Genomic DNA, 16160 nt, shown 5'->3' on the forward strand with positions numbered 1-16160 from the left:
TTTTATGAAGAGCTATTTTGCTGATTTTTATAATGAGTTGTTGAACTTTTCTTAAGAATCTCAGCACTTTGTTCCGGAGTAATATCTCTTTGGGCTTCTGCTAACATTTCGTATCCCACCATGAATTTTTTCACACTAGCTGAACGAAGCAAAGGGGGATAAAAATGCATATGAAAATGCCATTCTTCATGGGATTCCAAGTCTGTAGGTGACTGATGTATTCCTGCAGAATAAGGGAAAGATGTTGAAAAAATATTATCATATTTCGTCGTCAGATCTTTCAATATCTGAGCAAATAAAACCTGATCATCATATGAAAAAGCCAATAAACTATTTAAAGGTTTCTTACTAATAATCATTGTTTCATAGGGCCAGGTTGCCCAAAATGGAACCAGAGCCACAAAAGCTTTATTTTCTAAAACAATTCGTTCCTGGCTTTCAATTTCTTTCTGAAGATAATCTGACAAAAGGGTTGTTCCATGTTTATCATAATAGCTTTTCAAATTTTGCTGTGTTCTGACCACTTGAGAAGGAATGGATGCCTGTGCCCAAATCTGACCATGAGGATGAGGATTACTACAACCCATCACTGCCCCTTTGTTTTCAAAAATCTGAACATGATTAATATAATCCAGTTTCCCCAGATTCTGATATTCTTCTTTCCAGACAGACACCACTTCTGTAATCGCTTCTACAGACATTTCAGGAAGAGTCAATGAATGATCGTTTGAAAAGCAGATAACCCGGTTAATTCCTCTTTCAGGTTTCATTTTAAATAACTCATCCTCTTCATGCCCAGTTTTATCTGTGGTTACTTCTTCTTTCAATAAAGCTCCAAAATCATTATCGAATACATATACACCTTCATAGCGAGGATTTTGGGTCTCATTGGCTCTTGAATTTCCGGGACACAAGTAGCAATTTGGATCATATTGATTCTGAACGCTTATTAATGGCTTTTCCTGTTGTCCCTGCCATGGGCGTTTTGCCCTTTGAGGTGATACCAAAACCCATTCATCCAATAAAGGATTATATCTTCTATGCGGATGATTCTTGCTGTTAAATGAATTACTCATGTGAGCTTATTATTTATATCAGTTTGACCCGTTTTCTGGATTTAATTTGTCTACAATAGGTTCAGCTAATGTGTTTAGTTCGTTTTGAATTTTATTATTTTTCTGTTCAAAAATAACAATCTCATTATTCCCATTTTTCAGGTAACATCCCGGCAAATAAAGGGTTTGCTGTGGTCCTACTGACCAATATCTTCCCAAATTAATTCCATTGACAAATACGATCCCTTTCCCGAAAGGCCTCATATCTAAAAAAGTGTCTCCCACCTGCGACACATTAAAATTTCCTTTATAGATAACTGGTCTGTTTTCTTTTATATCAGATTTTTGTTTTGCATCAATTACCGGAGCCTTTTCAAAAGGAAGTCCGTACATTTCCCAATCTCCTGTTATTTTTCGGTCATTAATAAATACTGGAGAAATAATTCCTTTTGTATTTTTATTAATCTCAGACCCGTAATTAATTCTCCCCATGTTTTCTACGATAATGTCTAGTTTTCCATTGAAGGGTATATTAACATTACATTCATATTTTTTATAGTAGCGGTTAAGTTCTCCTACTTTTTCCCCATTCACATATACAATCGCATAATCTCTTAATCCGTCAAGTTTTAAAGTTCCTTTGATGGGCTGATTAAAATTTTTGCTGTACCAAACATAGCCATGTCCCTGATTTAACTGTTCAAAAGTCAAAGGGTTGTCATTAATTACTGGTTTTACATTCTTTTTTAAATCTTCTAAATCAATTGCCTGAGATAGTTGAATACCTGGAATCTTAATAACCGGAATTCTAGACGGAACAGGAGGTGTAGAGGAATCTTTTAACAATTCTCTTAATTTCATATACTTTTCGGTTTCCCAACCTGCCTCAGTAATAGGAGCATCATAATCATAACTGGTCATACTTGGTTGTATAGCATGATCTTTATCGTAATTGGCTCCAGAGGTAAATCCGAAGTTAGTTCCTCCATGTACCATATAAATATTAAAAGAAATATCATTATTCATGAATTTTTCAATGTGGCCTTTTACTCTTTCCGCGGCTTTGCGGGGAAAAGGCTCTGCCCAATGGTCTAACCAGCCGGGATAATACTCCGCTACCATAAAAGGACCTTTCCCATCATGGTATTTTTTTACCTCTTTCTTAATATTTTCAGGGTCTTCATCTCCATTTGCAGTTGGTAAGGCTCCAGGCAAAGCGCCTCCTTCAAATAACCAGTCTCCATCTGAAGTAAAAAACTCCATTCCTTTAAAACCAACTTCTTTTAATTGATCAAATACAGATGAACTGTATTTTTTATGATCTTCCAGCTTAATGTCTTCCCGCTGACTAACAAAAGACCCAAACTCGTTTTCTCCCTGCACCATAACAATAGGACCTCCGTTAACAATCAGATAAGGTTTGACCACCTTGTAAAGTTCTGTGAAATATGCTTTTGTTGAATTTAAAAAAGGAGTATTGTATTCTCTGATTTTCATATCCTTGTCATTTTGCAAAAACCACGGATAGCCTCCGAATTCCCATTCTGCACATACATAAGGACCAGGGCGAAGGATTACCATTAAACCTTCTTCCTTTGCTATTTTTAAAAATTCAGCTAAGTTTCGATTCCCGGTTTGAAAATCCCATTTTCCGGGCGCTATTTCATGATAATTCCAAAAAACATAAGTAGCTATCGCATTTAAGCCCATAGCTTTAACCATTTTCAACCGGTGTCTCCAATAAGCCTGAGGAATTCTGGCATAATGAATCTCACCTGAATGTAATTTAATTGCCTTTCCGTTCAATTTAAATTCTCCGTCTTCAATTTTGAAAGATTCATATTTAACCGGTTTTTGCTGGGCATTTATCAAAGTGGTTCCCACTAAACAAAAGGCTAAAATTATGTTTTTAATAAACTTCATTGTATGTATTGTATTAGCTATTAAAGTTGATTATGTATTAAAACAAATTTATAAATTTACCGGACGCTGACGTAGTGGTTACCACCGGTTTTTGCAGCTTTACCACCAGTTAAAAAAAATATTGAAAGATGATGGAAATTATTCCAGATCCGGTTGTCATCCAATACCGGCAAATTGTAAATTCTATTAAACCTGCACTTTCCTGCCAACTGCTAAAAATTACCAAAAACGAGCATAAATAGCAGTCAGAAGCAAAACAATAAGGACGATCAGGAATAATGTTCTATTGTCCACATTGAACATCTTTTTGTCTGTAACAAAAGCTTTTGGATTTACTTTTGGACCAAAGACACTTAAAAGTACCATTACCACTACAGTAATGAAAAAGGACCAACCCATATTGATCAGGAAAGGAATTTCTGTAATGGTTTTTACCACACCATTTTCCAACTTTTCATAAGTAAATGCTGTATACATCCATGTTTCTTTTCCAAATAGCTCAACTGCAAAACTGTTAAAGAATACAGATAATAAAAAGCCGAGAATAACTCCAGCTATCGCAGCAGTTCCGGTAGTTCTTTTCCAAAACATCCCCAAAATAAACATAGCAAATACACCGGGACTAATAAAACCGGTATATTTTTGTATAAATGTGAAACCGCCTTCTCCACCGATTCCCAAAATATCTGTCCAGGTAAATACCAAAGCAATAAGCATCGCCACTATAATGGCGCAACGTCCTGTTCTTACCATTTGTATTTCTGAGGTGTTTGTTTTTATATATTTTTTATAAATATCTAAAGTAAAAATGGTGGATATACTGTTTACTTTTCCGGCAAGAGATGCTACTATTGCAGCCGTTAAAGCAGCCACAGCAAGACCTTTAAGACCAGATGGCAGCAACCCCAGGATGGCAGAATAAGCACTGTCTTTTTCCCCATTAAAATTGGACAAATGACCTTTTGTATAGAGTACGTAAGCCGTTATCCCGGGAAGCACAACAATTACAGGCATAAAAAGTTTTAAAAATCCTGCAAATAAAATTCCCGTTCTTGCTGTTTTTAAGTCTGCTCCTAATGCTCTTTGGGTAATGTATTGGTTGCATCCCCAATAATTAAGTTGTACAATCCATTGCCCAGCAAAATACATTGCTAAACCTGGCAAAGCTATATACTTCCGAACTTCTAAATTTTCTGGCATTGGTAAACAAGTGGTGGTAATTTGTGGTTTACTCAGAATGAGGTTGAAATGTCCCGGAGCTTCTTTCAAAAGGGTATTTAAACCCGTTAAAGCATTTCCAGCAGCAACACCATTAATTCTTTGATCCACAACCTGTAGTGCCATATAAACTGTAGCAAAGCCGCCAATAATAAGAACGGCCACCTGGATAACATCCGTGTAGCCAATGACTTTCATTCCACCTAATCCAATAATCAAAGCCATTAGTAAAAGTGCAATCATAATGATATGCAGATGCCCTCCACCAAGCAATGAATCAATAGCTACAGCTCCTAAATAAAGAATGGAAGTAAGATTAACAATTACATATAAAAACAGCCAGAAGACAGCCATAATAAGAGAAACAGCCTTATTATACCGTGTTTCCAAAAACTGAGGCATCGTATAAATCTTATTTTTGAGATAAATAGGAATAAACCATACTGCAATAATTATAAGTGCAATGGCAGCCAGCCATTCGTAGGCGGCTACCGCTACTCCTGTGAAAAAGCCTTCGCCGCTCATCCCAATAAATTGTTCTGCGGAAATATTAGATGCAATCAAACTCGCTCCGATTGCCCACCATGTAAGCGAGCCTTCTGCGAGAAAATAATCTTTAATTCCTGTAGTTTTGGATTTTTTTCGTTTGTATATCCATAGGCCATATGCTGTTACAACAAAAAAATAAATCAGAAATGTAGCAAAATCAAGTATCGATAGTTTTCCCACGCTTAAAAATTTTTATAGTAAGTTTATCATAGATTTCTATACTTTTTCAGCAATTTCATACACTATAAAGTATTCAATAGTTCAGCAATCCTGTTATATCATTTAGAATAAAATTTAAAATTTTAAACCGAAACCATACAAAAGAAAGCCATACACTGCCAAATGTATAAATTTGGAAAACACTTCCATACTTGATCCTACCAGTTTTTGTATATTTACTACTAGTTAAAAAAACCGGCAATAGTATGAAGCTTATTAAAATAATCCCCGATTCAGTTATTCCTAAATACCAACAGATTATAAATTCCATTGAACAAGCTCTTGCCCAACAACTTTTAAAAAAAAATGACAAATTGCCTTCCATCAATAAAGTGTGTATGGAATTCGGGGTTTCCAGAGACACTGTCCTGTATGCCTACGAAATGCTAAAAAAGAAAGGAATAGTAAATGCTATTTTGGGTAAAGGATATTATATAAAAAGTACTGATTGGAACTTTGAAGAGCGCATCTTTTTACTGTTTGATGAACTGAATGCTTTTAAGGAAAACCTGTATTATTCATTTTTGGAGGAGATACAGCAAAGAGCGAATGTACATGTATTTTTCCACTATTTTAATATTGATGTCTTCAAGAAATTAATAGAAGAAAACAACGGGAACTACACAAAATATATCATTATGCCCGGGAATATGAATGATACAGCTCCCATTATTAAGATGCTTCCCAAGAAGGATGTATACCTATTGGATCAAACCAATTTATTTTTAAGGGAATATTCATCGGTACATCAGAATTTCGCAAAGGACATGTACAGTGGGTTATTAAAGGCGAAAACGATGCTTGAAGCCTATCAAAGATTAATTCTTATTTTCCCGGGACAAAAAGAGCCTGTAGGTATGGTAGAAGGATTTACCAGTTTTTGTGAGCAGTATAAAATGAAGCATAAGATTATCTGTAATTTCATTGATGAAGAAATACTGAATGGAGATGTATTCATTATTCCGGATGACAAGCATCTGGTCAACGTCATTAAACAATCTAAAAAGCAGAAGCTAAAGATCAGAAAGGATTTCGGAATTATTTCCTACAACGAAACGCCCCTTAAAGGTATTGTAGAAAATGGCATTACGACGATTTCTACGGATTTTTGGCAAATGGGAAAGATTTTAGCAGAAATGGTTCTTAATACCAAAGAAGGAAGAATTGAAAATGCTTCTAATTTAATCATAAGGAACTCGCTGTAATTATTTTTGAACAAAGGCTCAGATTATACAATCCGAGCCTTTTTTTAGCTTTAAACTTCGTCATTAAAAATCAATAGAATTCAATGTTTTATCAACCAGTAATCCCTTCGTTGCTTTTATATTAAATGATCCGCTTCGTTTTGCTTTAAATTTAATGATGAACAAATCCGTTGTGCCTTCTAAAGGATGTTTTTGTCCTACATTGACGAGTGTAGGATATAGTACCTTCTCTTTATTGGTGTGCAGTCTGTCATAGGTCAGGTTTTCCATTTGTTCAATATGTAATGGGGTAATGCCTATATATTCCAGTTCCTGCTGGTCATATGGAATAGCAAAACTCAATGCATTTACAGATTGCAAGTTATTCCCTTTTACTACTACTTCAACAATATCATTTTTAGCATATTGTTGTTTTGAAGCAGAAATTGAAATGCTGCCCTGCAGTGGTTTCACTTCTTCATTGCTTACTCCTCCATCTATTTTTATAGCGACATTGGAGATGTCCAATGCATCGATAAAACCATTTTTATTAATATCTCCTTTACTGATATATCCTTCAAAATCAGAGTCACCTTTTCTCAACCCTGTATAATTCATATATGAAATAAAGTCATTCCTGTCAATTTTCTGATCATTATTAATATCTCCGGGAAGTAAACTGGTGGAACCAGGCACTTTAAATATATACAACTCATTTCCGGTAGCAAAGTTTCTGAAGGCACTGCTGACTTCAATTTTAATGAATCTTGTGGTAGGATGTGCAGCAAAATCTAAAGATTTAGGTTTGTTATTTTTATCCCAGACAAAAGAGCCAAGCTCTGTCCAGTCTTTTTTATTATCACTATACGCAATTTTACCTTTCATCCATATTCCGTTGTAACCGCTGCTTCTAGGAATATATTCTAATTTACTTATTGTATTAACAGAGCCTAAATCCAAAATCATTTCAAAAGGAACCTTGCTGTTTTCATAATCGGAATGCCAGCCTGTACTCACTTCCTGATCAAAAAGGTTTTCTATCTCTTCTCCTTCCTGGCTTGGAATAGTGGCGGTGGCTTTTATTCCTTTAATTGCAAATTCGTAAGGATTTTTATTGGTTCGGGATGAAAAAGAAATCCAATCAGAAGTATTGGTTTTGTTGACAGCTCTTACTTTGAAATCATATTTTGTTTCAGGAGCTAATCCTTCAAACAGGAAAGAATTATCTTTTATATTACTGTATACCATATTATTATGCAGTATTTCATAGTAATCTGCATTAGGTATTGTATTCCAGGATGGCAATATGGAATTGGCGGTGTTTGTATTTTCTGAAGTGACAGGTTTTAAAGCTTCTGCCAATGCCCCGGAATTATTTTTCAATTGATTAGAACTAATAAATTGGTAGTCTTTAATGACAAGCTCTACTTTGTTTTTGCTGATATCGGTAATTTCTGTTTTTACCCAAAGTTGAGGATTTCGGATAATTGAAACCTTTGAAAATCCGGAATCTTTTGTAGAGAAATTATTGAATTCCGGTTGGCTGTTATAAAAAAAGACGTTTGCTCCTTTGTTGAATTCATCTAATGTATGTACTGCTTTCAGATTTACATTTTTACCTCCAACAGAAAGTTTTACACCGGATGGCTTTTGAGTAACGTTAACTCTGAATTCTGTCATTTTTTCTTTTTCAAAACCTTTAAAGTTACCTTGAGCAGGAGAAATACTTATGACAGCTGTATTTTTCACTACATTACTTTCTATAAGCGTATATACAGATTCATTTTTCTTATAATTTTCGGTAATACCATCGTCATCATATTCTGTAAAACTGGATTTTTCTGAAGGATACACTTCATAAATCCTTAATTTTTTATTGATTTCATGAACATTATTATTAGCATTTACCATGGGAATAATAGCACCTGGCTTCACAAATAAAGGAAGCTTCCAAATGGGAGCATCGAAATGATTTAAGATAATTCCCCCTTCATACGTTTGTCCTGTGAAGTAATCAATCCAGTTTCCTTTAGGGAGGTAAATATTATTTCTGATATCATTCCCTTCTTTATCCGTTTTTGTGGCTTGATATATGGGAGCTACTAAAAAATAGGGACCATAGAGATACTGATACTGAGTAGATTTTCCGAGGGTATAATCATTAGCCTGCTGCAAAAACATTGCTCTGATGATTGGCAATCCGTCTACAGCTTCTTTAGCCACACTATAAGTATAAGGAAGTAAACTCGACTTTAATTTTAAATAGTTTCTGTTGATAGAAGTAACCGGCTCACCTAAAGCATGCGGATACTTTTCATTGGCTCCCCAGCCATCCATATTCAGCTGCATGGGAGTAAAGGTTTTCCATTGGAAATCTCTGGTATTGACAACCGGGTTTTGCCCGCCAAAAATACCATCCATATCCGAAGTAATATTAGGCTGGCCAGACAAGCCTGAACCTATGTACGTAGGAATATGAAATCTGATGTATTCCCACTCTCCCCCTGTTTGGTCTCCTGTCCAGATACCTGCATATCGCTGTGAACCTGCCCATCCGTCCAGCGAAATGATAAAAGGCCGGCTTCCGTTACCATATCGTGGCATTATCTGAGCGACATCTGAAATACCATTCAAGCCGAATGAATAGCCATTACCTACCCAGGCTACATCGGTTTTTAACACTCTTACCCCGGCATCCTGCACTTCTTTTATAATATCTCTCTGCAAAAGAGCAGCGACTCCCTCTTTAGGATGTAAATCTGATTGTGTCCACAATCCTATTTCTACTCCATTTTTTCTGGCATAATCTCCAAATGATTTTAAATTGGCGATGTTGCCTTCCAACGTTTCTGTTTGTCCGTAGCCAGCACCATAACCATCATTTGGCAATATCCATCCTAAAGGCATATCCGTATTTTTATACCGGTCTATCACTGCTCTTGCAGAAAACTGATAATTGTTTTTTTCGCCGTTTAATGATTCTTTAACTCCGCCATTATCTTTTTGGCTCTCTTTATATTTTTTTCCGTCTTCAAATGGTATCCCTTTGTCATCCTGCTTCCAGTAATCTCTGTTGTACGCATTAAGGTGTCCTTCATAAAAGCCAAATTTGGGTAAGAGCACAGGGTTTCCTGTTAGCTGGTAAAAATCATTCAGCAAAGATTTGGGGGTATCATCTACCATAAAGAAAACGTCCAGATAATCGGTCTCATGAGCAAGCTTCACTTCATTTTTATTTTGTTTACCAAAATCATAGTATCCTTTTTTGAAAGTATGCCACATACAACCATATCCGTTTGTAGACCAATAATAAGGATTGGGAGATGCTACACCACCATCAGTCCAGTTATTCTGATTTACAATAAAAATAGTGTTTCCTTTATGAGAGAATCTCCCATTCTGTACGCCGCCCCCATAGAAATATTCATCTTTTCCCTGAGATAATGTCAGCACGACTTCTTTAGAATTAAATTCTATGGGAGCCATAAAGGAAAATACTTCTTTATGAAGATTCAGATCAAATACTTTAAATAAAGAGGTTGCTTTTTCAATTTCTATTTTAGTTTTAGCCGTAGAAACAGAAACAGTCTGTGATGAATTACTGACCGCAATTTCTTTTACTTTTTTTCTGGGCTGATCTGCCAGAATCTGAGCGGGAGGTGATGCTTCCGGGTTTCTCATTTCTCCGCCTTTGGGATCTAAAAATAATCTAAAAAGATTTTCTCCGTAAAAATCTATGATCAGTTTTTTATTATCAGAAAACAAAACCTCTACAGAGGTTTCTCCCTTCCTGGAAACATTTTCAATTTTTTGAGCCTGAGTTCTTCCGGTGAAGAAAACAAGAAAAGAACTCAGGAGTAAAATTTTTTGATTTTTTGAATTTAAAACGGTATTCATGTACCTTGGTTTTTATATATTAATTTATATTGTATACTACTGTAAGAACGTGAGATCAATATTAGAGATAAAACAACTGTATCATCTTTTGTGATCGCAGGACTTTCAAAAATATAGATCATTTATTCACTACTTTATTTAATAAGCTGACTCTGTTTATTTCAGAAATATAGCTCATACAATAGGTCTGCTCAATTTACTGCTTAATTTTAATTCATCGGTTGGTGGATAAATAAAATTCAGTTTCTGTCTGTAAATTGTGACGTCTGGTCATATAAAATTCCCACATCAAAAGTGTGGGAATTTATCAATTCAAATTTATTTAATAATGAATTTTTCGATATACTTATCTGATTGTTTAATAAATAATGCCGTGTAAGTTCCCTGAGGAAGGTTAAGCAATATATTTTCATCAGCTTTTAAATTGAATTTCTCAGCAATTTTTCTTCCTGAAGCATCATAAATGATCAGATGAGAACTTATCCATTTTTCTGGTAAACGTATAGAAATAGGAGTACCATGTAATATGGGATTGGAAACGATCTGGGGATGAGCAATCTTGGATTTTGCAGGATTAAGAGCTGATAACACAGGTGAATTAACGGTTAGTATAAACTGACTGAAAGAGTTAACGTTAAGCCCGTTATTAAAGGTTACTTTTGTATTAAGCCCACTTCCTGAAACAGTATCTGCATTGTCAATACTGCTTCCCCAGCTATTTCCGAAATCATTACTTCCTCTTTTGAAAAGATGGTAAGAAGATGCTGAAGGATAATTAGCAAAATCAGCATTCTTATAAAAAGACAGTGAGGTAAGCGGAGCAAATGTTTGGTTAGCACCATAATTATTAACAATAGAATAAAAGCCAAAGTTCGTATTACTATCAGGCAGCTGATCAGGATTTATACTGCCTCTCGACACCCAAACATCACCATTAGGATAGGTTCCCGGAGCAAATTCCATAGATATTCCTGCGTTGGTAAAATCTTTTAACCCGGAAGAATTGATATTAATCTTCTCGCTTACTCCATGAAAAACAGGAACATTAGATAATAATCTTGTATACCCGCTGCCCTTATATGAGGCTGCAGTATTAGAGTTATTTTTATTGATCGTAATATTACCCACTGATTCATTAAACTGAAGATAATATACTAAACCGTTCAGTATAGGGCTTCCTGCTGTGCTTTTTGTAAGATGTCTCCATTGTCTGACCTCATCTATTGATAAAGCTCTGTTCCATATAGCCACTTCATCCATTTCCAATTTGGTGAACCTATTAGAAAAACCTCTTCCATAACTTCCTAAAAATAAAGTATTAACAATTTCTGAAGGCAATGCTGTACTGTTCACACTTTCTTTTCCATTAACATATATTTTTACGTTGATCCCATTGCTTACCAATGCTACATGTGTCCATTGATTTGGAGGAGCCTGCAAACCTGAAGACCACGACCACCCCGGGTGAAAACCTATGGTATTATTTCCACCGTTAAAATTCATTCCAAACGCACTCGTATCACCCTGAGACATAAAAATACCGCTATAATCCGTCTGTACTCCATCCGGTTTAATCCAGCAGGAGAAGGTAAATGAGTTTTTGTTAATATTCAGATCATTGATTTCCACGTAATCTTTATTACTGTCACCGGTAAGTTTTATACTGTTTCCAGGGATACCATCGGGCTGGCTTGATCCACACTGATTATTGACTTCAATAAAATTATTTAATGTTTGTGTACTGGTACCATACTGATCTGTTACTGTTAATGTTACAGAATACAATCCATTCGGCGCATTTTTATAAGATACTATCGGATTTTCCAATGAAGACGTTGAAGGAGTTCCACCAGGGAAGCTCCATTGCCATGTTGCGCCGGCATTACGGACTACTGAATAATCTTTAAACTGTACATTTTCTGTTACCGGACAATATATTTTGCTTTTATCAGCTGAAATCAGAGCACTAGGTGGGCTTATTTCATACAAAGTGTGTTCAAAGGCTCCTCGGGAAGTTCCTATTTTTAACTTATTTTCGTTATAATTAATAAACATAAACCTTACATCACACATAGGAAGACCATTACCCAGCATCGTCCAATTGTTCATATTGTTATTTCTATAAAATACGCCAGCTTTATTACCTACATATACTCCGCCATTAGAACCTCTTTGAAATATAATTTTAGTAAGAGGAGATGAGGTTAATACAGAAGAAGTAAGGTTCAGCCAGGTGGATCCGCCATCACTGGATTTTAAAATCTTACAGTCTTGCTGAACTCCACTGTAAGTAACCCAAATTTCATTAGGATTATTATCTCCAATAGCAATATCTGATATATTTTTGGGACCTAATGTGATGGTTGTATCGGGTGTTATATCTGTCCAGGTAGCTCCCTGATCTGTGGTTTTCCAAAGCTTATTACTGGTAATCCCCTCTACAACAATCATTATATTTGGATTCTTGGCAGAAATTTTTTCTCTGAAAACCTGTTTAGTAAAAGTCTTAATAATAGAAATACTGTTTCCGTTATCTTCGGTTTTGATAAGAGAGTTTTTCCAAGTTGCAAGATTAGGATTTCCATTCGGATATTGACCTGCATGATGGGTAATAATGCTGTAATATTTATTAGGATGAAATTCTATAGAATTGAAATAATCATAGACTCCTCCCAAATCTAAAAAATTAGGTTCTTCTACCAAAGTATGAACACCGGTTCTGAAATAACGATAGTTACTATATCCCTGGCTGTAAATATAACGGTCATCCAAAGGATTTACATCTGTGTTCCCCTGATCTGCACCTGTACCGTTATACCATGTAAACCCATTTCCACTTTCTTTGATCATAGCAGGGCCATGGTTATTTCCTGACGCTACCAGATTACTTTTAAATGCACTGCCAAATCCCCACAATTCATGATTACTGATACTATTGGTTTTTGTTGTTAAAGTATTTCCCAAATCATTAGAATCTGTCATTTCCCCATCACTTCCTACGACTAACTTTCCGTTGACAAAATCAATGGCCCTGATATCGGAATGCGTAGTTCCTGATGCTAGTGAAAATGAAGCACCATTGTTGGTAGAAATATGTATTTTTTGATTTCCATAGCCTCCGTAGGCTATTTTATTTTCATCTTTACGGTCCATCTGAATATCTCCATGGTGTAGTAACGGATCATGATTATACACATCTCCAATGCCGGAAACCATATTGATTCTGGTAAGCTCTACATTTCCTGTTAATTTATTGAATTTGTATAATTGAACTGCATTATGACCATAAGCACTTGAACCTGTACCTGCCGCTACGTAGAATGAAGTTGTATTATTAACAGGTAAAAAAACTTTCGTCCACCCGATGATCTGGCCATTGGCGGAAGTATCCAATGTGGTTGAATTCAACTGGGAAAAACTTGATCCCTGATCCACAGACTTATAAACTTTGAAAACATTAGTATTGGAAGTACTGGCAAAATAAACAGAATTACTGTCATTGGGGTCCCATTCCAAACATTCGCTGTGTATGGATGAATCCCATATTGAATAATTAGGAAGCCCGGTATAAACCTCATTCCAGGAATTCCCGCCATCGGTTGTACGATATAGCGATGTTCCCCAACGAACAACCACAATATCCGGATTCACAGGCGACACGGCAATATCATATGCTTTACCGGGATAGTTAGCAGCGGTCATATCGGTTGAAAGCCAGTTAAGTCCTCCATCGGTAGATTTAATGAGCTGACTGTCGCTTAATGCATACACAATTTGCGGATTGGCAATGCAGACATCTACATCATTATATTTAGAATCCGGAAAACCGTTATCTACCAGATTCCAGACTGATCCCCCATCGGTTGTACGCCATAAGCCACCGGTTACAAAAGATACAAATATCTTCTGAGGATCAGTAGGATCAATTTTATTCAGATATACATACCCTCCATGGTTTCCCTTACCTGAGTAAGATGTACTGGCACTGTTTAAAGGACCAATCATAGACCAGCTTCCCACCTGGGTCTGCGTAGTTATTAACGGGCTGTTGCTGGTTTTTGAATGGCTTATTAGCAAAGGTTCCGGAACTACTTTTCCGTTTTCATCCAGATAAAACAGTTTGGTTCTGAGCCAGTCTTCACCGAGGCTTCGCGGCTTACTTTTTTCCCACCTGTGTTTTCCAAAATACTTGTCAAAATTTGCTTTGATTTTAAAATAGTCTGCATAATCTTTCATATCTGAGAACCAGGACATCGACTTATGTTTAATTTCATACTCAATATCTTCATCATCATCTTCTTCCCGTACGGCATTCTTTGATGAAAAATCCTGGCCTCTGGAGATTGCTGATATCAATAATATCAGAAAAAATAATTTGTTTTTCATGCGTGTTTATTTAATTAATATTGACAGTTGAATACTGCTGATCCTTGTAATCTATATTTAGTATCCTTTTGCTGCCTGAGCTTCTTTTAATTTCGGATTTAAATCCACAGCAGTCTGAGGGTAAGGGAATCTGTAAAATTTGTCATTCCACACTCTTGTTGCGACCTTTGTATTGGTGATATCATACACTGTTTTCATCACATTGGGTGCAATTTTCCATCTTCTGATGTCGTAGAATCTTTGCCCTTCATTGGCTAACTCTATTCTTCGTTCATTTCTGATAATATCTCTCAAAGTCTCCTTTGTTTGTGTTCTGCTGACTACGGTCATACCTACTCTGCTTCTTATTTTGTCTAGTGCATCGTAAATGGAGGAATCTGGCCCGTACAATTCATTTTTTGCTTCAGCATAAGTAAGCAGTACCTCTGCAAACCGAATCAGCATAAAATTGTTACTTGCATTTAAGTTTTCATCTAATGATCCGTAATCTGCCATTTTTTTATAGTTATAGCCAATTTTTGATGTATTGTTTCCTCCTTTCCCCCATGTGAACAGGTTGCCTGTTCCAAAACCTTTCAGATAAGACCATGGGCCATTAGGATGCATAATACTTGCATACAATCGTGTGTCTCTGTTTTTGAACTCGTCCAGGTAGGCATTATTTGGGTTTCCATCATTATAATTTGCAGCCCTTGCAGCAGCAGAAGGGGGGATAAATGCGGTTCCATCTTTTTTCCAATAGGCATTCACCATATCGATTGTAGGAGTGATAGAGCTCCATCCGCTCTCTTCATTGGGCAATAGAAGAAGCGTCATGTAGTTGCTGTGTATTCCTTTTGAATCCGGTACATACTGAGCTTCTAAAATTGATTCTATATTACCTTCATTTTTAGCCCAGAATAATGCCTGATAATTACTTAAACCTTTATAAAAATTATCTCTATCTGTGGTAGAAGTAAATGTAACGAAGCTGTCATAGTCTGTACTTGTGTCTATTGAAGACGTATTGAAAAGTCCGTAAGTTCCGGAATTCATTACCAGTTGAGCTGCTTCATAAGCTTCTTTATATTTTCCTGTATATAGATATACTCTTGCCTTAAATGCCAATACAGCTCCTTTTGTTATTCTACCTTTATCCTGACCGGAATTATAGATAGCCGGTAAATCGTTTTCTATGGCATTTAATTCACCGGTTACAAAATCATCAATTGCGGCTTCAGAGACAGGTGTAAGAGAGGCGCCATCCAATTCGCCTGATTTCTGCACTAACGGAAGAGCTCCGAAGCGCTGAGATAAATCAAAATAATTAAAAGCTCTTATAAATCTTGCTTCTGCGATATATCTTTTAGCAAGATCTTTGTCCATTGGAATTTGATCAATATGCTCTAAAAAGGTATTTACACTTCTGATTGCAGTAAAGTCATATCCGAAATCTGTAGAAGGAAGTATATTTCCTGCAGAAGCATCTACTGCCGTTGTCTCCCAGGGATACTGGGCATATGAATTATCTGTGTAACAATCATTGTATAAACTTAGGTAAGCTGCACCGGACAAGTATTTATAAATGCCATTCAGTGCCATGGTAGCGTCTTTTTCAGTTTTCCAGAATGTATCTTCGGATATTTTATCTTCCGGAAACCTGTCTAAATTACATGAACCAATAATTATAGTTAAGATCACTGACAGTAATATAAATTTTATTCTTTTCATTTTGATATTTCATATTAAG

The 16160-nt window shown here is 36.0% G+C and carries 7 protein-coding genes; 1 reads left to right on the forward strand and 6 read right to left on the reverse strand.

The genetic code is table 11. The features are described from left to right. Nucleotides 1-2: 2 nt before the first annotated feature. The 3 genes from RAH34_RS00990 to RAH34_RS01000 all read right to left on the reverse strand — a co-directional run bounded on the left by RAH34_RS00990 (nt 3) and on the right by RAH34_RS01000 (nt 4925). On the reverse strand, nt 3-1076 hold the full coding sequence (locus RAH34_RS00990; RefSeq protein WP_306594857.1) for a UDP-glucose--hexose-1-phosphate uridylyltransferase: 1074 nt from the start codon (nt 1074-1076) through the stop codon (nt 3-5). A gap of 18 nt (nt 1077-1094) precedes the next feature. After that, complete coding sequence (locus RAH34_RS00995) at nt 1095-2978, reverse strand: beta-galactosidase (protein ID WP_306594858.1); 1884 nt, start codon at nt 2976-2978, stop codon at nt 1095-1097. A 219-nt stretch (nt 2979-3197) separates the two neighbouring features. Beyond that, nucleotides 3198-4925 (reverse strand): sodium/solute symporter, encoded by a 1728-nt coding sequence (locus RAH34_RS01000; protein ID WP_306594859.1) that lies wholly within the window; start codon nt 4923-4925, stop codon nt 3198-3200. A 245-nt stretch (nt 4926-5170) separates the two neighbouring features. Here RAH34_RS01000 and RAH34_RS01005 point away from each other — a divergent pair, with 245 nt between their 5' ends. Beyond that, nucleotides 5171-6169 (forward strand): GntR family transcriptional regulator, encoded by a 999-nt coding sequence (locus RAH34_RS01005; RefSeq protein ID WP_306594860.1) that lies wholly within the window; start codon nt 5171-5173, stop codon nt 6167-6169. A 63-nt stretch (nt 6170-6232) separates the two neighbouring features. Here RAH34_RS01005 and RAH34_RS01010 read toward each other — a convergent pair whose 3' ends face one another. The 3 genes from RAH34_RS01010 to RAH34_RS01020 form a co-directional block, all read right to left on the reverse strand. Beyond that, complete coding sequence (locus RAH34_RS01010) at nt 6233-10045, reverse strand: TIM-barrel domain-containing protein (protein ID WP_306594861.1); 3813 nt, start codon at nt 10043-10045, stop codon at nt 6233-6235. 318 nt (nt 10046-10363) lie between these two features. Next, complete coding sequence (locus tag RAH34_RS01015) at nt 10364-14431, reverse strand: LamG-like jellyroll fold domain-containing protein (protein ID WP_306594862.1); 4068 nt, start codon at nt 14429-14431, stop codon at nt 10364-10366. A 57-nt stretch (nt 14432-14488) separates the two neighbouring features. Next, on the reverse strand, nt 14489-16141 hold the full coding sequence (locus RAH34_RS01020; RefSeq protein WP_306594863.1) for a RagB/SusD family nutrient uptake outer membrane protein: 1653 nt from the start codon (nt 16139-16141) through the stop codon (nt 14489-14491). Between the last annotated feature and the right edge of the window lie 19 nt (nt 16142-16160).

Origin of the sequence: Chryseobacterium sp. WLY505 (assembly GCF_030846215.1) — a bacterium.
Lineage (GTDB): Bacteria > Bacteroidota > Bacteroidia > Flavobacteriales > Weeksellaceae > Chryseobacterium.

What these genes read in the sequence shown, in the direction of transcription:
- RAH34_RS00990 (WP_306594857.1), bottom strand. Translation starts at nt 1,076, where the DNA reads ATGAGTAATTCATTTAACAGCAAGAATCATCCGCATAGAAGATATAAT.
- RAH34_RS00995 (WP_306594858.1), bottom strand. Translation starts at nt 2,978, where the DNA reads ATGAAGTTTATTAAAAACATAATTTTAGCCTTTTGTTTAGTGGGAACC.
- RAH34_RS01005 (WP_306594860.1), top strand. Translation starts at nt 5,171, where the DNA reads ATGAAGCTTATTAAAATAATCCCCGATTCAGTTATTCCTAAATACCAA.
- RAH34_RS01010 (WP_306594861.1), bottom strand. Translation starts at nt 10,045, where the DNA reads ATGAATACCGTTTTAAATTCAAAAAATCAAAAAATTTTACTCCTGAGT.
- RAH34_RS01015 (WP_306594862.1), bottom strand. Translation starts at nt 14,431, where the DNA reads ATGAAAAACAAATTATTTTTTCTGATATTATTGATATCAGCAATCTCC.
- RAH34_RS01020 (WP_306594863.1), bottom strand. Translation starts at nt 16,141, where the DNA reads ATGAAAAGAATAAAATTTATATTACTGTCAGTGATCTTAACTATAATT.